This window comes from Enhygromyxa salina (genome assembly GCF_002994615.1).
GTDB classification, from domain to species: Bacteria; Myxococcota_A; Polyangia; order Nannocystales; family Nannocystaceae; genus Plesiocystis; species Plesiocystis salina_A.
The window spans coordinates 111,393-129,660 of sequence record NZ_PVNK01000108.1; the positions used below are offsets into that span (position 1 = coordinate 111,393).

An 18,268-nucleotide genomic window follows, 5' to 3' on the forward strand; every position below is an offset into this window, starting at 1 on the left:
CTGCTAGGGGGCTGGCTGTTCTTGACCCCCACAGGCGTCAGCGACGCTGCCGCGACCCGAGCCTCGTGACCAGCTCGTAGATCGCGTAGATCGCGAGGGGCACCGCGAGGCCCGGGAGCAGCTTGAACACATCGTCGGCCAGGCTCGACGCGCCCCACGAGAACACGGTCAGCACGCCAGCCGCCATCATCACCAGCGCGACCGGAGCCGAGGGCACGCGGCCCATGACCCGCAAGATCAACAGCGGGCCGAGGCTCGCCCCGAGCGCCGACCAGGCCCCGAGCACCAGGGCGAACACGCCGTCGCTGGCCGACAGCGCGATGGTCAGCGCCAAGGCTGTGACCGCGAGCGTGGCCAGCTTGGACGCCGGATAGGAGTCGCGCAGCGTTGGCGCGATGTCCTGGGTGACGGCCGCCGAGCACGCGAGGATCTGCGAGTCTGCGGTCGACATGGTCGCCGAGAAGATCCCGGCCAGCATCAGGCCGACGAGGACCTCGGGCATCAGCGCGAGCGTCAGCCGCGGGAGGGCGCTCTCGGCCGCCTGGGCCAGGCCATCGGGCGCCGCGCCGACGAGCAAGTCGGGCAGCAGGACCCGGGCGTAGAGCCCGGCGCCGACCGCCGCGACGCTGAAGGGGACGAACCACAGATAGTAGATCCTCCGCGCCCGCGGGATCTCTTCGGCAGACGAGATCGCCATGCTGCGGATCAAGATGTGCGGCTGACCGACGGCGCCGAGACCCCCGGCGACGAAGCCCAGGAAGTAGAGCCCGAGCCCGAAGCGGAGCTCGGCCGGTCGCCAGCGGACGAGGGGCGGATCGATGGCCTCGAGGCTTGCGAACAGCTGGGGCGGCCCGCCGGCCCGGTTCATCGCGAGCGCGAGCAGCAAGGCCATCGAGGCCAGCATCACGATCGACTGGGCCGCGTCGGTCCAGATCGAGGCTCGGAGGCCGCCGGAGAAGCAGTAGAGCGCGACGATCACCGCCCCGATACTCGCGCCGAGGCGCAGGTCCCAGCCGAACAGCACGTTCAAGGCGGTGCTCCCGGCCGCGAGCTGGGCGGCTGCGTAGCCGCCCAGAAACAGGAAGGTCAGCGCGCCCGTGACGACCACGGTCGGGCGCACGACCGAGCCGTTGTCGCGGGTCCCGAGCAGGGCCGGGACCGAGGCGAGCTCGAGCCGACCCGAGAGCGCGCGGACCCGGCCGTGCACCCACATCCAGACCACGAGGTCGCCGAGGATCCAGCCGAGCTGCAGCCACACCGCCTGGACGCCGAAGCGGTAGGTGAAGCCCAACAGGCCGATGAACATGAAGCCGCTGTTGTTGGTCGCGACGCTCGACAGCGCCGTCAGCCACGGGCTCACGCTGCGCCCGGCGATCAGGTAGTCGGTGCTCGTCGGTTGCCGGCGCCGAGCCGAGAGCAGGCCGATCAGCGTGAACGCCAGCAGGCACAGCCCGAAGCTCGCGATGATCGTGGTCATCGGCGCGCGATCGAGGCTGCCTCGCGCTCGGCCAGAAACTCGGGCCGCGGCGGCAGGCCGCAGTAGGGCGCGCGCAGCCGATTCTCGACGCTGTTGTAGACCAAGAACACGTTGTGGCGGGGGAAGGGCGAGAGGTTGCCGGTCGAGCCGTGCATGGTGTTGGAGTCGAAGAACACGACCGTGCCCGCGGGCCCCGTGGCCTCGACGATCTCGCCGGCCTCGGCGAGCGAGGTCAGGGCCTGGGGGTCAGGCACGCCGTAGCGCTGGGCCACGAGCGACTGCTTGTAATGGTTGGCTGGGGTCTCGCCAGCGCAGCGGACGTAGCGGCGGTGCGAGCCGGAGATCAGCATCAGCGGCCCGTTGATCGAGCTGTTGTCGGTCAGCAGGACCGAGGCGCTCATGGCCCGCATCTGGGCCATGCCGTCCTCCATGTGCCAGGTCTCGAAGTCCGAGTGCCAGTAGAACTCGCGGCCTTCGAAGCCGGGCTTGAAGTTGATGCGCGACTGGTGGATGTAGACCTCGCTGGCGAGGATCTGGCGGGCGACGTCGGCGAGGCGCGGATCGGCGGCGAGCTGGGCGAAGATCGCCCCATCGCCATGAAGATCGCGATGAACCCGGAAGATCGAGCGGATCGCCCCGCTGTCGGGCTCGGTGATCACGTCGTCGCGGGCGCGCAGGCCCGGTCGCGCGCGCAGCTGGGCGGCTCGCTCGCGCAGGGCCTCGACTTCGTCGGCGCCGAGCAGCTCGGGCCAGACCAAGAAGCCCTGGGCGCGGAAGCTGTCGAGCTGCTCGGAGGACAGCGGCCCGGGCCGCTGACCCCAGCAGATCGGGTCGCTTCGCTCGATGATCTCCCACCCGTGACCGCGCGAGCGGTAGGGATCGCTTGCTGTCATGACGGGGTCGCTCCGGGTCTGGACTTCAACCGTGGGATCTCAGTCGATCAGGGGATACGCGCCGGTCGCGTCGTGGACCTCGGGTCCGGCGAGCGGCGGGTTGAACACGCAGACCATGCGCAGCTGGGTTCGGGCCTCGAGCAGGTGCTTGTCGTGTTGATCGAGGGCGTAGACCGTGCCGGGCTCGATCTTGATGACCTCGCCGCTGCCGACGACCGTGACCGTACCCTCGCCCTCGATGCAGTAGACCGACTCGAGGTGGTTGGCGTAGTGCATCTCGGTCCGGGTCCCGGCCTTGATCAGCGTATCGTGGAGCGAGAAGCCCATGCCCTCGTCGCGCAGCAGCAGCCGGCGGCTGATCCAGGTCTCGCCCGAGACCACCCGGTCGTCGGGGAGCTCGTTCAGGCGACGGACGATCATGGTTGGACCGCCAGTTCGGGCTTGGGCTGCTCGACCCGCCGCCGCTCGCGGTCGGGCTTGCGCTTGGATGTGCGCCCGTCGCCCCGGGCGATGGCGGACGCGACGACCTCGCCAATGATGTCGAGGCCGCGCTCGAGCTCGGCCTCGGTGATCGTCAGCGGCGGCAGCAGCTTGAGGACCTCGTCGTGGGCGCCGGAGGTCTCGATCAGGAGCCCGCGCCCGAAGGCCTCGCGCGACGCGAGGCCGGCCACGGCCGCGCGCGAGCCGAAGTCGAGGCCCCAGATCAGCCCGCGGCCACGGACCTCAGCGTCGAAGCGCTCGGCGATCGCACCGAGTCGCTGGCGAACCAGCTCGGCCTTGCGATCGACCGCTCGCGTCAACGCGTCGTCTCGCCAATAGCGGTCGAGGGCGGCTGTCGCTGTCACGAACGCGAGGTTGTTGCCGCGGAAGGTGCCGTTGTGCTCGCCGGGCTTCCACACGTCGAGCTGCGGGCGAAACAAGGTCAGCGCGAAGGGCAGGCCATAGCCCGAGAGCGACTTCGACAGGCACACGATGTCGGGCTCGACGCCGAGGGTCTCGAAGCTGAAGAAGGGCCCGGTCCGTCCGCAGCCGACCTGCACGTCATCGATGATCAGCAGGGCCGCGTGGCGGTGAGCGAGGTCCGCGAGCCGCCGGAGCCACGCGGGCGAGGCGAGGTTGACCCCACCCTCACCCTGGACGGTCTCGACGATGAAGGCCGCCGGGGCGTCGACGCCGCTCGAGGGGTCGTCGAGCAGGCGCTCGACGTAGTCGAGGGTGTCGACGTCTTCGCCGAGGTAGCCGTCGAAGGGCATGCGGTCGACGCCGCCGAGGGCCAGGCCTGCGCCGTGGCGCTTGCCCGCGTTGCCGGTCGTCGCGAGCGAGCCCAGCGTCATGCCGTGGAAGCCCCGGGTGAAGGACGCGACCTTGGCTCGACCGGTGACCTTGCGCGCCAGCTTGAGCGCCGCCTCGACCGAGTTGGTCCCGGTCGGGCCGGGGAACATCGTCTTGTAGTCGAGGTCGCGCGGCCCGAGCACGAGCGCGGCGAAGCGCTCGAGGAAGTTGCACTTGGCCTCGGTCGCCATGTCGAGGCTGTGGGTCACGCCGCCAGCTTCGATGTAGTTGAGCAGCGGGGCCTGGAGGTGGCGGTTGTTGTGGCCGTAGTTGAGCGCGCCAGCGCCAGCGAAGAAGTCGAGGTAGGCCCGGCCTTGGCGGTCGAAGAGCTCACTGCCCTCGGCCCGGGCGAACACCTTGGGGAACGAGCGGCTGTAGCTGCGGACCTCCGACTCTAGGGTTTCGATGGTTCGATTCATGGTGTCGTCTGCTTTCGTAGGGGACCAATGCGGTAGAGCGGCTCGGGCTCGTGCTCGAGCGGACCGAAGTCGGCGGACTCGAAGCCTGGCGCGCGCTCGCAGGCGACGCCGCGCTCGCGGGCGAAGCCGAGAAACAGGCGCGCCGAGGCCTGGTTGGAGGTTCCGACGGTGGCCTCGAGGAAGGTCGCGTCTGCGGCGTCCGGGAGCTCGACGAGTTGGTGGAGCAGGCGCTTGCCGAGGCCCGCGCCGCGGGCGTCCGCGCGCACGCCGATCTGCCACACGAACACCGCCTCGGGCCGCGTCGGCGGGCGGTAGCCCAGCGCGAAGCCGACCAGCTCGCCGTCGCGCTCGGCGACCACACAGGTGCCGGCGAAGTGCGTGGACAGCAGCAGGTAGGCGTAGCAGGTGTTGGGCTCGAGCACGCCCGATTCGCGGACCAGGGCCCAGATCGCCGCGCCGTCTGCGACCCTCGGCCGGCGCAGGGAGAGCTCGCTCGCGGAGCCCGAGCTGGTTTGGGCGGTGGCGCTCATCGGCGCGCCGCCCTCGGGCTCGGGGTGGACAGGCGCGCGTGATCGTTTTGGCCCTGGAGCTCGATCCAGGCCGGCCCGGGTGGCTTGACTCCGTCGACCTCGTCGAACACCGCCGCGTGCATCACACGGACCAGGTCTCGGGCCGCGGCCGCGTCGACGACGTAGCTGACGTGGGTGTCGTCGGCGGCGTGGCTGAACAGGTGGACGGAGGGCTCACCGAGCAGCAGCAGGGCGGTGGCGAGGCGGGGCAGCTCGGTGCTGACGCTGGTGCCCGCGATGCTGACGCAGGCGACGTCGCGGATGATCGAGGGCACGCAAAATTGCTCGAGCTCCTCGAGCAGCTCGTTCACGCGTGCGCTGGCCCCGGGCAGCGCGGCGAGGTCGATCGTCGCGCGGATCTCGGCTGGGGAGCTCGAGATCAGATCCATGGACAGGCCGCGGTTGCGAAAACAAGCCGAGACCTCGGCCATGAACCCGACCGGCTGCCAGTCGCGAGGCCGGCGCATGCGGATCAGGCACAGGCTCGAGCGCGAGCTGATCATCTTGATTCCGGAGCGCGTGAACTCGGGCCCGGCGCCGATCAGGGTGCCGGGGACCTCGGGCCGATCGGTCCACCGAATACCCAACAAGATCCCCGCCGCGTGGGCCGGCGCGAGGCAGCGCGGGTGCAGGACCTTCGCGCCCAGGGCCCCGAACACCGCGGCTTCTTCGTAGCTGATCCGCGGCAGCAGTCGGGCCTGGGCGGCGAAGCGCGGGTCGGCGGTGAACAGGCCCGGGACATCGGTCCAGATCTCGAGGCGCTCGGCTTGAAGCTTGGCCGCCAGGTACGCCGCCGAGGTGTCGGAGCCGCCGCGACCGAGGACCACGGTCTCGCCGCGATGATTGCGGGCGATGAAGCCCTGGGTGATCGTCGCGTCGATCGTGTCCGAGGCCAGCCGCCCTCGCGCGGCTGGATCGGGCTCGTGGGTACAGCAGGCCGAGAGGTAGCGCTGCGCGGCGCCGCCGGCCGGCTCGGGGGTGGCCTCGAGCAGGCTGCGGGCGTCGACCCAGTGGACGTTGAGACCCTGAGCACGCAGCCACGCGGCCCCGAGCTTGGTCGACAGCAGCTCGCCAAAGGCCAAAACGCGAGCTCGCCATGCTTCGGGGCACGGCGGCCCGACGCGGGCGCTCAGCTGCGTGAGCGAGGACAGCTCGTCGCCGAGCACCGCGTCGAGCTCGAGCTCGAGCGCGTCGGCGAGGCGCTGGTGGAGCTCGCCAACGCGAGCGAGCAGCTCGTCCGGCGCGCCGCCGAGCTCGACGGCGTCGACCAGGGCCGTGAGGGTGTCGGTGACGCCGGCCAGCGCCGAGCAGACCACGACCGGGTGCTTGCCCCGACGGACGTTGTCCATCACGACAGACGCGATGTGGCGCCATCGCTGGGGGCTGGCGACGCTCGTGCCGCCGAACTTGAGCACGATAAAGGTTGAAGTTGAAGCAAAAGGGGCTGGATCTGGGTCTGAGTCGGACTCGGACGGCATAATCTGAGATCGATGTGGCAGCGGACTCTGCCCCGCTCTCGGCGGGGGCAGAGTCGTCGTTTTCGAGCGCACTACTACTAATCGGGCTCGTGGAGCCTGTCAACCGCACTGCCGCGAAAGAATGCGTATGAATGATATTATAATATTATTAGATGACTCTAAGATATCATGATACTTTATGAGCTCTCATGACGAAATAATAGCTGACGGCTCTCGCTCGGTTCGAGAGCGGTCGAACAGAGCGCGTCGCAGCCTCTCGAAGCCGGTGCAACTCTTCGCTTCGTGGGATCGCTGCGGCGAGTGAGACGCCTTGGGACGAGCGACGGCGCAGCGCCAAGTCACTCGATCGGTGAGCGGAACGCGGCCGACACCCGAGATCTCGGCGAGGTCAAGGCGCGCAGAACACCCGCACCGTGAGCCTACACGCACAAGCATGTGCGGCTAGCGCCTGATGCGCAGACGTGTGCCTCAAAAAAGTGCGCGCTCGCGAAACGAGCTCCCCAATTGGGGAGCTCGTGTTCTTGCGGGCGTGGGTTGAGTCGACTTGGGTCGACTCGGGTCGACTAGCGACCCTACAGGTCTTCGAGGCAGCCGACGCAGACGCGGAGCTCGCCGCGCTTTTCTTCGGGCAGCGACTCAGCCTCGTAGTCCTCGGGGCCGTCGACGTACTTGATGTTGGCGCAAGACTTGCTGACCAACGCGACGCGCATGCCCGCGCCCTCGATCGCCGGATCGCCGGGGTAGTTGATCTCGGCCCGCTCCTGGTAAGCGAGGGCCTCGTAGGCATCGTCGATCACGCAGTCGGCGAACGAGCTGCAGTCGATCGTCGCGTTGCACACGAAGTCGTCGCTGGCCGAGAAGGTGCCTTGGTTCTCGAGGACCATCGTGTACCAGTTGTCGGCGTTGTTGACGTCGACGGTGATGTTCGACGACTGGCCGCTACTGTTCTCGATCGCGATGTTGGTCGGCGTCGTGCAGCCGCAGCCCATCGCGTAGCCCTCCATCACGCAGGTGTCGTTGGCCGAGCAGCCCGCGTAGTGTTGGGTGTTGGCGTCCATCTTGACCTGGGCGTTGCCCGAGTCGAGATCGATGGTGAGGTTGCCAGCGACGCCGTCGACGATGACGTCGCTGCGGTCGGGGTAGCTGTCGATGCCCTCTTCGAGGTTGTCGGAGGTCACGATATCGAGGTCGCCGCCCCAGCCGGCGGGGATCGTGACCCGGAAGTTGGCCCCGTCGCGCAGCGGCTGGAACAGGCCGTCGTAGTAGGCGCGGATGTAGCAGGCGTCGACCGCGTCGCCGTCGGGGTTCTCGCAGGAGTCGACCATGTTGGCGTCGGACGGGGGCTCGGGCGTGGCGATGTCGTAGCCCCAGTACTGCATGCGGCCGAAGGCCTCGTCGGCCGCGGCCTGATCCGAGGCGACCGTGAAGCGCTGCATCTCGACGGTGATCACGTCGGTCCCGCTGACGTAGCGGACCTCGACGTCGCCGCGGTTGGCGAAGTTGTCCGAGGTGAGGCGGTCGCCGATGCTGAGCTTGCCGAACTGCGCGGCCGGCAGCTGAGCGACCTCTTCCCACGAGTCGAGGTAAGGCTCGCGAATCTCGGTGGGGTCCTCTGGCGCGCCGCCGCAGCCAGGGCTGGCGATCAGGAACGCCGTTGAGGACGCGACGAGGAGGGCGGGGGGGAGCAGGCGCTTGATCATCCGGAGACTCCGTGTGTGGGCCGTGGCGGGCGGTGAGGAAAGGAAGGACGCCTGCCCGCGGCGAAAAACCACGAGCAGGATACCGGGAGGTGACGGGGCCGGCAATGTGGGGGAGGCGAGGCCCCGCGCGGGCCTGAATGCGTGTCCTGGGTCACGACCATGAGGGACATTGCCGCGCTGCATCGGCCCGCGTAGGTTTGGAGGCTCATCATGACCAAAGCACGCGAGACCGGGTTTGCTGCGCCTCCTGCACAGTTCGATCTGCCGGGCATCGAGCACGGCATCATCGAGCTGTGGACCAGCTACGCGGTCGAGTCCCGGAGCTTACACGGCCGACGACCGAGCGAGGAGCCCGGAGCCGCGGGCGCCGAGGCCAGCCAGCCCCAGTTTGTGTTCTACGACGGGCCGCCCTTTGCGACCGGTCTGCCGCACTTTGGCCACCTCCTCGCGGGCACGATCAAGGACGTGATCCCGCGCTACTGGGCCATGAACGGCTACGCGGTCGAGCGTCGCTTTGGCTGGGATTGCCACGGCCTCCCGATCGAGAGCCTCGTCGAGGACGAGCTCGACGTCCACGGCCGGGCCGAGATCGAGGCCCTCGGGGTGCCCAAATTCAACGCCGCCTGCCGGGCCGGCGTCATGCGCTACACGCAAGAATGGCGCACGGTCGTCCAGCGCATGGGTCGCTGGGTCGACTTCGACAACGACTACAAGACCATGGACCCCACGTTCATGGAGAGCGTGTGGTGGGTGTTCTCGCAGCTGTGGGAGCAAGGCCGGATCTACGAGGGCCACCGGGTCCAGCCGGTCTCGCCGCTGCTCGGCACCCCGCTGTCGAACTTCGAGGTCGCCCAGGGCCCGCAGGAGCGCAACCCCAAGACCGGCAAGGACGGCCACAAGCTCCGCGACGACCCGAGCTTGACCCTGCGCTTCGAGCTCGAGGACGAGCCGGGGACCTTCTTGTGGGCCTGGACCACGACGCCGTGGACGCTGCCGAGCAACCTCGCGCTCGCCGTCCACCCCGAGGTCGAGTACGTCAAGGTGCGGGTCGTCGAGACCGGCGAGCTCGCGTGGATCGAGCCCGGGCTCCTGGCCCAGTACCAGGCCCGCAATCGGGTCGGCGAGACCGAGGAGCTCGCCCGCTGCAAGGGCAGCGAGCTGGTCGGGCTGGCCTACGCGCCGCTGCTGCCCTACTTCGCCGAGTACCGCGAGCGCGAGGACGGCTCGCGCTGGGCCTTCCGGGTCGTGTCGGCCGACTACGTCACGACCGAGACCGGCACGGGCATCGTCCACCAGGCGCCGGCCTTCGGTGAGGACGACTTCGAGATCGGCCAGCGCGAGGGCCTGCCGCTGATCCGGCCGATGGATCTCAACGGCGTGTTCGACGAGCGCGTGCCCGAGGTCGCCGGGATGCGGGCCAAGGACGCCGACAAGACCATCATCAAGCTGCTCAAGGACGCGGGCAAGGTCGTCGACCACGACGTCTACCGCCACGCCTACCCGCACTGCTACCGGACCGACGAGCCGCTCTTGTACATGGCGATCTCGACCTGGTTCATGCGCGTCGAGGACATGCGCGAGGAGCTGCTGGCCAACAACGATCAGATCCACTGGGTGCCCGAGCGGGTCGGCAGCGCGCGCTTTGGCAACTGGCTGGCCGGGGCCCGGGACTGGAACCTCAGCCGCAACCGCTACTGGGGCACGCCGCTGCCGCTGTGGCGCTGCGACGAAGATCCCTCCGACATCGTCTGCATCGGCTCGATCGCCGAGCTCGAGCGGCGCGCGGGCCTCTCGCCCGGGTCGATCGACGATCTTCACCGCGAGCGGGTCGACGACATCACCTTCGCGTCCGACAAGACCCCTGGCGGGACCATGCGCCGGATCTCCGAGGTCTTCGACTGCTGGTTCGAGTCGGGCTCGATGCCCTACGCCCAAAACCACTACCCCTTCGACCCGGCCAAGAAGCAATACGTAGAGGACAACCTCCCGGCCGACTTCATCGCCGAGGGCCTCGATCAGACCCGCGGGTGGTTCTACACGCTCCACGTGCTCGCGAGCGCCCTGTTTGGCCGGCCCGCGTTCAAGAACGTCGTCGTCAACGGGCTGATCCTCGCCGCCGACGGCAAGAAGATGTCCAAGCGGCTCAAGAACTACCCCGACCCGATGGAGGTGGTCGAGGCGTTCGGGGCCGACGCGCTCCGGGCCTACCTGATCTCGGGTCCGGTCGTGCGCGCCGAGCCGATGCGCTTTGGTCGCGACGCAAACGACAGCGAGGGCCTGGTCGTGCGCGACATGGTCAAGGCCGCGATCTTGCCGCTGCAAAACGCCTTCAACTTCCTCGTCACCTACGCGCGCGCCGACGGCTGGGTGCCGAGCGCCGAGACTCTGGCCGCGCGGCCGGCCACGCGACCACAGGCCGAGCTCGATCGCTGGATCCTCTCGCGGGTCCAGAGCTTCGTCGCCGAGCTGCGCGGCGAGTTCGAGGCCTACAACCTCGACAACCTCGTGCCCGCGTGGCTCGGGATGTGCGACGAGCTCAACAATTGGTACATCCGCCGCGGCCGCCGTCGCTACTGGCGCGGCGCGGACGAGGGCGACGGCGACAAGGCCGAGGCCTACGCGACCCTCTACCGGGTCCTGGTCACGATCGCCCACTGCATGGCCCCGGTCTTGCCCTTCTTTTGCGAGCACCTCTACCAGCGCCTGGTCGTCGACCTTGGCCTCGCCGAGGGTGACAACGGCGACTCGGTTCACCTTCAGCGCTTCCCGGTCGTCGACGAGGAGCTGATCGACCCCGTGCTCGAGGGCCAGGTCGCGCAGGTCCGCAAGGTCGTGGGCCTGGCCATGGCCCTGCGCGAGGGCGAGCGGATCGGCGTGCGTCGGCCGCTGCCCTCGCTGACCGTTGCGAGCCGCGACCCCGAGGTCCGCGCCGCCGTCCAGCGCTTCGCCGCCGACATCGAGGGCGAGCTCAACGTCAAGACGATCGAGCTCGCGCAGGACGACGCCGACCTCGTCACGCTCTCGGCCAAGGCCAACTTCAAGGTCCTCGGGCGCAAGCTCGGCAAGAAGATGAAGGTCGTCGCCAAGGCCGTCGAGCAGCTCGACGCCGCGACCCTGCGCGCGGTCCTCGACGGTGGCAGCGTCGAGGTCGAGGGCGAGACCCTCGGCGCCGATGACCTGGTCCTGCGCCGCGAGCCCCTGCCCGGGCGCGTGGCCGACAGCGACGGCGAGATCACCGTGGTCCTCGACACCACGATCGACGCCGCGCTCGAGCAAGAGGGGCTCGCGCGCGAGCTGATCAACCGGATCCAGAACCTGCGCAAGGCCGCGGATCTGGATGTGAGCGATCGGATCGAGCTCGCGGTCGAGTGTGCGGCGGGCGGCAAGCTCAGCGGCGCGCTCGAGCGCGAGGATCTGCGCGGGCTGATCGAGGGCGAGACCCTCGCGCGCTCGCTGGCGGTCAACTCGGGTCGCGAGTTGGACCACCGTGGTCAGGACGAGATCGACGGCGAGACGCTCGGGCTCTCGCTCGCGAAGTCGTCGTAGCGCGCGTCGGGGCGGCTCGCGCCCGAATTTAGGTCGAGGGCGCGGAGCCGAGACGCCGCTGTCACCCGCGGGAAGCCGCGGGAAGCCGGGGCGTCAGCTGCCCGACCGGCGGCGCAACAGCCCGAGCAACCCGAGCAACGCGAAGGTCGCGGCGGGCGGCCCCGAACCCGAGCTTTGGCAGCTGCAGCCCTCGACTTCGCCGCGCCCGGCGCCGAAGCCGTCGCCTCCGAAGCCTCCCTCCGTGCCGCCCCCGTCCGCGCTCTCGCCTCCGTCGGTGCCACCGTCGTCGTCACCGCTGTCGCCGCCGCCGTCGCCCTCGCCGCTGTCGTCGCCGTCGCCGCTGCCGTCATCGTCGCCGTCGCCGCTGCCGTCGCCACCCTCGTCGCCGTCGTCGTCGCCGTCGTCGTCGCCACCCTCGTCGCCGCCGACGAAGCCGACGTTGGCGAACGCGAAGCTGTATGCGCTCAGGGGGTCCTCGCCGAGGCAGGTCACGTAGTCGTAGGCCCAGGTCGCGCCCACGAACCACCCATCGGGCGCCGGGGGCGGACCGACGGCCTCGACGACCATCGTGACCTCGAGCCCGGTTCCGGCCGCGATGTCGCCGATCTCGACGCCGCTGGCGAGATCGATCGCGTTGACCGGCTGCTGGTTGGCGTCACCCGGGACCTCGTCGATCGCAAAGGAGATCAGCTCGAGGCCCTGGCCGAGGGGGGCCGTCAAGCTCAGCGCGCTCGCGCTGACCTCTCCGTCGTTGAGCAGCTTGAAGGTCAAGCTGCTGTGCTCGCCGAGCCCGATCGACATCGGCGCGACCTCGACGGCGGTGCTGCTCTCGAAGTCGGGCGAGCTGACGTCGATCTCGAAGGCCGCGAGCACGGGCATGAACGAGTCGTCGCTGGTGACCGCGCGCAGGACCGCGGACTGCTGCCCGTTGTCGAGCTGGCCCGCGGCCGACGACAGCGCCAGCGTGGTCACGTCCCAGCCCTGGCGGCCGCCGACCACGTTGGTGCCCGAGAACGCGTCGTGGTTGAGATCGCCGGCGGATCCGAGCGTGTCGAGGGTCCCCTCGCTGCCGTTGATCTGCGAGGCAAAAAAATTGTCGACCGGGTTGTTCGGGCCCGACAGGGGCGCGAAGGGGTCGTCGGCGGTCGGGGCGATCTGCAAGGTGTCGCCGTCGCGGTGGGCGTCGCCCTCGAGCGCGCTGATCACAACCGCGCCCTCGACCGTGCCCTGGGGCGGCGTGCAGAAGCCCGAGACCGCGTAGTCCTCGGTCGCGTCCTCGTCGACGAACTGCCCGCCGACGAACACGCTCAGGTTGCGGGTCGAGGCCTCGGACGAGCCGTAGACGACGACCAGCGACCAGCCGGCCGCGTTGAGGGTCTCGACCGACTCGTCCTGAGTCGCGGGGACGCCGGTCACCGTGTAGGTCCCCGACAGCTGCGCAGCGATGAACTCGGTGACCTCGGCCGAGCGCATGTAGTAGTGGAGGGGGAAGCCCTCGCCGGGCTCGGCGAGGGTGACCGCGGTCGCGAGCGCGGGCACGGCCTCGTAGCTCTCGCCGTCGCTCGCGAGGGTGACCGGGACGTTGAGCGCGGCGCTGACGTCCTCTTCGCCATAGAGGTAGCTGCCGCCCCAGACCAGCTCGGCGTAGAGGATCTCGATCCCGCTCGAGGTCTCGGGCAGGTCGAGCACCGCCGACGAGCCATTGAGGGTCCAGTCTGCGGTCGTGCCCGCGAACCACGGGTTGCCGAGGTTTTGGGGCAGATCATCGACGAGCTGGTCATCGGGGCTGAGGAAGGTGCCGATCGAGTCGCGGGTGCCCGGGCCGTTGGCGCCGGCTTGCATGGCCAGGCCGAGGGTGTTCCCGGTGCTGACGATCCCGCCCTTGGTGGTGGTCGAAAAGCGCAATTCGCTCGCGTGAGCGGAGGGCGCGAGGGTCAAGAGCGTGATCACGACTACGGGGACGAGCGGGCGAGGCACCATGTCGTCATAGTATCCGCGGATACGATGTATGGACCGGGCAATGGTTGATTGCACCGATCGCCAATTGATCCGCACCGTGCGGGTCGTGACAATTGGCAATGAGAGGCCAATTGCACAATGTGGCGATCTATTGATGTTTGCAGATCGTGCCAATTGGAGGATTCGACATCTCGACATTTGACACCGCGTGGCCCGTCGCGCGATGACTCGATTGCCCGTGAGGTGCGCGTGCTCGAGGGGGCGACCCAACCCCGCGCGGTCCAGAGTGCGTCACTGGCGTTCGCGGCTGCGCAGCCAGAACGAGGCTGTGTCGGGTATGCCGCGAGCTCTTGGCGACAAAGGCATCGGACTCGGCTCCGTGGGAGTGGGGGCCGTCGGTCGCCTCGCCGAGGTTGTCGGGCCGGAGGGCCTCGTGCTTGACGCCAGGCGGCGCGACTACAGCGTCCCGAGCCCGTTGAGGCTCTTCTTGTAGTCCTTCTCGGCCGGCGTGCCCTCGCCGAGCTCGAGCGCGCGCTCGAACGAGTCCTTGGCCCGATCTTTGCGCCCAAAGCGGAGCCAGACCTGGCCGAGGACCTCGTGGGCCCGGGGGTTGTTCTCGTCGAGCTCGACGGCCTTCTCGGCGCTGGCCTTGGCGTCGGAGCCCCGGTTGGTCCGGATCTCGGCGTTGGCGCGGATGACCCAGGCGTCGCTGTGGAAGGGCACGAGGCCGGTCACGTCGCGGCCGATGCTCGCGGCCGGCTTGGGCTGCTTGTCACGGTTGAGCAGGCGGATCGCCTCTGCGGCGTAGATCAGCAGCTCGGCGACGCTCGTGTCGGGCTGGCTCGAGAGCTTCTTCCACCCGCTGTTGGCGTAGTTCGCCGCGGGCCGGCGCTTGCCGCCGCGCGACATGATGTTGGCCCACTCGAAGTAGATCCGGCCCTTGCGCTCGTTGTCGAGGATCCCGAGCCCGCGCTTGACGGTCGCCAGCGCGGTGTCGCGGTCGCGCAGGTCCATGTGGGCCGAGACGACGTACACGCGGACCTCGATGTCTTTTTCGTTGGCGTTGAGCAGCGGCTCGAGCTTGGCGAGGGCGTCTTTGGGTTGGTCGCGCTCGAGCAGCGCGCGGGCCGCGAGCACGTCGAGCTCGCGCGCGGGGGCGCCGCGCTCCTTGGCCTCTTCGAGCCAGGCGTCGAAGGCTTCGGGCAGGGCGTCGCGCTCGTCGAACTCGATCTGGTCCAGGGCCAGCTCGGCCAGGGCCAGGGGCACCTTCGCGCTGGTCCCGGGCAGCTCGAGCACGACCTCGAGCTTGGCGATCGCGGGCGCGCGGAAGCTGAGCTCGGCGAGGTACAGGGCCTCGCGCTCGGCGTAGCGCGGCAGCTTGGGGTTGGCGGCCACGGCCTTGGCGAGGAGCTCGAGGACCTCGGGCACGAGCTTGGGATCTTCGCGGCGCTTGGCGTCGGTCAGCTCCGCGAGGTGGAGGTAGGCCTCGGCCGGCATGCGCTCGCGCTCGGTCGCCTGCTTGAAGGCGCGCCGGGCCTCGCGCAGGGCGCCCGCGTCGGGCTTGGCCTTGGCCGATTTGTTGCCGGGGTTGGCGTTGGCGCCGTCAGCCTCGACGTCGCGGTAGGCGACCGCGAGGTTGGCCTCACCGAGCCCCGTCCACGCGCGCGGGGCGAAGGGCTCTTCTTCGGCGAGGGCCTCGAGCTTGCGCCGCGCGGCCTCGGTGTCACCGGTGTGGACCTCGACGCGGGCCCGCGCGACCTCGACGTCGACGCGCCCGGGGATCAGCTTGTCGGCCCGCTCGAGCCAGGGCTGGGCCTCGGCGAAGCGGTTTTGCTCGACCAGCGCGAGGCCCTGCAGCAGGGCCACGCGGGGGTGCTCTTGGGGCAGCTTGGCGAGATCGGCGAGCGCGGCCATCACGTCGCCCTCGACGAGCTTGACCCAGGCCTCGTAGATCTCGGACTCCGAGGCGCGGAGCCCGGCCTCGTCGATCCAGGTCCGGGCGCGCTCGCCATCGCTGGCCTCCATGGCCATCTCGAGCGCGAGCGTGCGCGAGAGCTTGTCCCAGCCCGGGAGCGCGGCCCAGGCTTGATCGACCAGCTTCATGCCCGCTTCGATCTCGCCGGACTGCACGCGGACGACGCCGCGGGCGAGGAGCGCGTGGGCCCGGTCGCGCTGGGCGAGCTCGAAGTCGTCGCCGAGCAGCTGGTCGGCGACGTCGGCGACCCCGGCCAGCTTCTGGCGCAGGAGCGCGTTGTAGAGGGCCTCGTCGGCGGCGAGCCCGAGGTGGGTCTGGCTGCGCGAGCGCGCGTCGTCGAGCTGGGCGAGCGCGGCCGAGGGGTCGCCAGCGTGCATGTGCAAGGTCGCGAGCAGGCGGCGGATCGAGATCGAGCTGTCTTCGGGCAGCGTCGCGGCGATCGTGTCGATCGCCTTGTCGAGGTCGGCCTCGGGGTCGGCGATCGCGAGCATGCCGCCGACCCAGACCTCGTGGTTCGGCGCGATGCTGCGCGAGTCGTCCATGCTCTCGACCGCCGGGAGCCGCTCGCGGGCCGCGGCCAGCTCACCGTCGTCGAGGTCGAGCATGACCCGGGCGAGCTCGCCGTCGTGGACCGGGGCCTCGAGCCCGTCGAGCGCGGCGACGGCGTCGCGGGTCTCGACCTCGAACTCGCCGAATTCGGCCAGCAGCTGGGCGCGGGTCAGGGCGAGCGCGCCGATCAGGAGCGGGTCATCGGGGTGCGTGGTGATGCAGCCTTCGAGCTCGGTCGCCACGCTTGCGAGCTCGGCCGAGGTCCCGAGCGCGAAGCCTTCGGTCGCGTCGCTCAGGCAGGTGTCGCGGTCGCGGCGGTCGGCGAGGAACTTGAGCGCGACGGCGATCAGCAGCAGGACCACGAACAGGGCCACGCCAAGGGCGACGCGCCTGAACAGCTTGCGCCGTTGCTGGGCGTGGATGTCCCCGATGAGGTCTCGGGGCTGGTTGAGGAGAGGGTCGACCACGGGCCTCAGGCTGCTCCCCCGGTGGCCGCCGATCCGGTAGTTGAGCACACGAACACTGGATGGATGGTCGACGCGTTGCACGATCCACGATCACAGTGTCCGTAGGACCGACTCCGAGACCAGCAAAGCGCAGGTTGGGAAGACACGGTGGGATCCATGAGTGGCGGCATCGCGGGGGGGAAATCCTATCCCGGACCAGCGCCGCTTGCACTGTGAACGTCCGGGGGGGTTTGGGTCACGACCGATACACCGCGATCAGTTGAAGCTCGCGGGCCGCTGGTCGATCGGCATGCTGTCGAGGTCGTCGAGCGAGTATTTTTGGTCGGGATCGGCCTTGCGGGCCCTCTCGGCCTTGCGTTGAGCACGCTCGCGCTTGCGCTTCTCGTCGACATCCATCCCGATCGCGTATTCGTCACGGAAGGCCTCGAGGCCCGGGAGGTAGGGGTGCGGCTGGTCCTCGGCCACTTCGGCGAAGATCGACAGCGGCTTGCCACCGCTGCGGCGCTCGTCGACGAGGACCCAGCGACCCTCGTACCACTGCCACAGGTGGTTGACGTTCGTGGTCCGCACGACCAGGTGGTCGGCTGTGTGCCAGCTGATCTCGACCTGCGAGGCGGCCACGCCGTTGACCTTGTCGACCTCGAGCCGGGTCATTTGGTAGTCCAGGACCACGAGGCGGTCCTCCACGGCCTGATGCGAGTCCATGAAGGCGTCGGCGGATGCGCTCGGCAGGTACTCGGCGGCCCGGTCCCAGTCACCCCAGCGCAGCGAGCGGTTGTAGGCGCGGGTCGAGTCGTAGAGCTTGTCGACCATTCCGTCGGTGGACGCGCAGCCTGGACCGGTGACGACGCCACTGAGCACTAGCGCAGCAGTCAGGGCTCCGGAGCCGGGGAGGGAGCTGCGAAACCACGCGAGGAGACGGGACATGCGCAGAGGCTAGGCCGAGCAGGGGCCTGCGAGCGAGTTTTCGGCTATTCGGGTCGGGCGCCGGAGACCACGCGGGGGATCCGGGCGTAGTCGAGGCGTGACTGAACATCGGCGAAGGCCCGGTCACGCAGGAGCTGCTCCACGGCCTGCGCCTGGTCGACGCCGATCTCCAGAAACAGGCGGCCGCCGGGTCGCAGCGCCTCACCCTCGGCGACCGCGTCGATCAGCCGCCGGACGTAGACGAGGCCGTCGGGCCCGCCGTCGAGGGCTGCGCGCGGCTCCCAATCGCGCACTTCGGGCTGAAGCCGGTCGAGCTCGGCGCTCGGGATGTAGGGAAGGTTGGCCGCGATCGCGTCGAAGCCGGCGGGCGGTAGCGCGACCCCGTCGAGCAGGTCGCCGCGCACGCAGGTCACGCGATCGTCGAGCCCGAGGCGCTCGGCGTTGTGGCGCGCGACGGCCAGGGCCTCTTCGGAGGCGTCGACCGCGGTGACCTGGACCTCGTAGCGGGCCTTGGCGACGGCGAGGGCGATCGCGCCGGAGCCGGTCCCGACGTCGAGGATGTGCATCAGCGGCGCCGGGGCCGGGCGCAGCGACTCGAGCAGCCAGTCGACGAGGTGCTCGGTCTCGGGTCGCGGGACGAGCACGCGGCGGTCGACGACGAGGTCGAGGTCGAGGGCGTGGAAGCCCTTGCTGCCCTCGATGTAGGCGACCGGCTCGCGGGCGAGGCGACGGCGGACGAGCTCGCGGAAGCCCGCGCGGTCGTCCTCGTCGAGCAGGCGATCGTGCTGGACATAAAGATCGATCCGCGCGCAGCCGAGCGAGCGGGCGAGCAGGTGCTCGGCGTCGACGCGGGCCTCGTCGATCCCGAGCGCCGCGAAGCGCTCGCTGGTCCACGCGAGCAGCTCTCGCACGGTCCAGCGCGCGCGGCGTTCGGCCTCCGACATCCGGGGGATGTCACACGCCCGCGGGTTTTTGGG

12 protein-coding genes are annotated in these 18,268 nt (G+C 69.7%); 1 reads left to right on the plus strand and 11 read right to left on the minus strand.

The genetic code is table 11. From position 1 onward, the window contains the following. Positions 1-37: 37 nt before the first annotated feature. From ENSA5_RS09835 to ENSA5_RS09865, 7 genes are all read right to left on the minus strand, one after another. Positions 38-1,477, minus strand: coding sequence for a sodium/proline symporter (locus tag ENSA5_RS09835; RefSeq protein WP_106391372.1), 1,440 nt, complete (start codon positions 1,475-1,477; stop codon positions 38-40). After that, positions 1,474-2,370: an ectoine hydroxylase gene (gene thpD / locus ENSA5_RS09840; RefSeq protein ID WP_106391373.1), complete on the minus strand. Its 897-nt coding sequence runs from the start codon at positions 2,368-2,370 to the stop codon at positions 1,474-1,476. Before thpD ends, ENSA5_RS09835 begins: the two co-directional genes overlap by 4 nt. Before the next feature lie 39 nt (positions 2,371-2,409). Beyond that, positions 2,410-2,790 (minus strand): ectoine synthase, encoded by a 381-nt coding sequence (locus tag ENSA5_RS09845; RefSeq protein WP_106391374.1) that lies wholly within the window; start codon positions 2,788-2,790, stop codon positions 2,410-2,412. After that, positions 2,787-4,121 (minus strand): diaminobutyrate--2-oxoglutarate transaminase, encoded by a 1,335-nt coding sequence (ectB, locus tag ENSA5_RS09850; RefSeq protein WP_106391375.1) that lies wholly within the window; start codon positions 4,119-4,121, stop codon positions 2,787-2,789. The genes ENSA5_RS09845 and ectB overlap by 4 nt, the downstream gene beginning before the upstream one ends. Next, complete coding sequence (gene ectA / locus ENSA5_RS09855) at positions 4,118-4,651, minus strand: diaminobutyrate acetyltransferase (RefSeq protein WP_106391376.1); 534 nt, start codon at positions 4,649-4,651, stop codon at positions 4,118-4,120. The genes ectB and ectA overlap by 4 nt, the downstream gene beginning before the upstream one ends. Next, a complete protein-coding gene (locus ENSA5_RS09860; protein ID WP_181197581.1) occupies positions 4,648-6,105 on the minus strand; it encodes an aspartate kinase in 1,458 nt (485 codons plus the stop codon). The genes ectA and ENSA5_RS09860 overlap by 4 nt, the downstream gene beginning before the upstream one ends. Before the next feature lie 635 nt (positions 6,106-6,740). After that, positions 6,741-7,868, minus strand: a complete 1,128-nt coding sequence (locus ENSA5_RS09865; RefSeq protein ID WP_106391378.1) for a purine-nucleoside phosphorylase — start codon at positions 7,866-7,868, stop codon at positions 6,741-6,743. 210 nt (positions 7,869-8,078) lie between these two features. Between ENSA5_RS09865 and ileS the strand changes: the two genes are divergently transcribed. Further along, positions 8,079-11,414, plus strand: coding sequence for an isoleucine--tRNA ligase (gene ileS / locus ENSA5_RS09870; RefSeq protein ID WP_106391379.1), 3,336 nt, complete (start codon positions 8,079-8,081; stop codon positions 11,412-11,414). A 93-nt stretch (positions 11,415-11,507) separates the two neighbouring features. On the opposite strand, the gene ENSA5_RS37380 is transcribed toward ileS, so the two are convergent. The 4 genes from ENSA5_RS37380 to prmC form a co-directional block, all read right to left on the minus strand. Further along, a complete protein-coding gene (locus tag ENSA5_RS37380) occupies positions 11,508-13,394 on the minus strand; it encodes an MYXO-CTERM sorting domain-containing protein (RefSeq protein WP_181197582.1) in 1,887 nt (628 codons plus the stop codon). A 435-nt stretch (positions 13,395-13,829) separates the two neighbouring features. After that, complete coding sequence (locus ENSA5_RS09880; RefSeq protein ID WP_146155525.1) at positions 13,830-16,364, minus strand: tetratricopeptide repeat protein; 2,535 nt, start codon at positions 16,362-16,364, stop codon at positions 13,830-13,832. Positions 16,365-16,619: 255 nt separating this feature from the next. Further along, a complete protein-coding gene (locus tag ENSA5_RS09885; protein ID WP_146155526.1) occupies positions 16,620-17,291 on the minus strand; it encodes a hypothetical protein in 672 nt (223 codons plus the stop codon). Positions 17,292-17,335: 44 nt separating this feature from the next. Continuing rightward, positions 17,336-18,235, minus strand: coding sequence for a peptide chain release factor N(5)-glutamine methyltransferase (prmC, locus tag ENSA5_RS09890; protein ID WP_181197583.1), 900 nt, complete (start codon positions 18,233-18,235; stop codon positions 17,336-17,338). Positions 18,236-18,268 lie beyond the last annotated feature (33 nt).

Coding starts and splice junctions, on each gene's coding strand:
- ileS (WP_106391379.1), top strand. CDS start 8,079: ATGACCAAAGCACGCGAGACCGGGTTTGCTGCGCCTCCTGCACAGTTC.
- ENSA5_RS09835 (WP_106391372.1), bottom strand. CDS start 1,477: ATGACCACGATCATCGCGAGCTTCGGGCTGTGCCTGCTGGCGTTCACG.
- ENSA5_RS09885 (WP_146155526.1), bottom strand. CDS start 17,291: ATGTCCCGTCTCCTCGCGTGGTTTCGCAGCTCCCTCCCCGGCTCCGGA.
- ectA (WP_106391376.1), bottom strand. CDS start 4,651: ATGAGCGCCACCGCCCAAACCAGCTCGGGCTCCGCGAGCGAGCTCTCC.
- thpD (WP_106391373.1), bottom strand. CDS start 2,370: ATGACAGCAAGCGATCCCTACCGCTCGCGCGGTCACGGGTGGGAGATC.
- ENSA5_RS37380 (WP_181197582.1), bottom strand. CDS start 13,394: ATGGTGCCTCGCCCGCTCGTCCCCGTAGTCGTGATCACGCTCTTGACC.
- prmC (WP_181197583.1), bottom strand. CDS start 18,235: ATGTCGGAGGCCGAACGCCGCGCGCGCTGGACCGTGCGAGAGCTGCTC.
- ENSA5_RS09845 (WP_106391374.1), bottom strand. CDS start 2,790: ATGATCGTCCGTCGCCTGAACGAGCTCCCCGACGACCGGGTGGTCTCG.
- ectB (WP_106391375.1), bottom strand. CDS start 4,121: ATGAATCGAACCATCGAAACCCTAGAGTCGGAGGTCCGCAGCTACAGC.
- ENSA5_RS09865 (WP_106391378.1), bottom strand. CDS start 7,868: ATGATCAAGCGCCTGCTCCCCCCCGCCCTCCTCGTCGCGTCCTCAACG.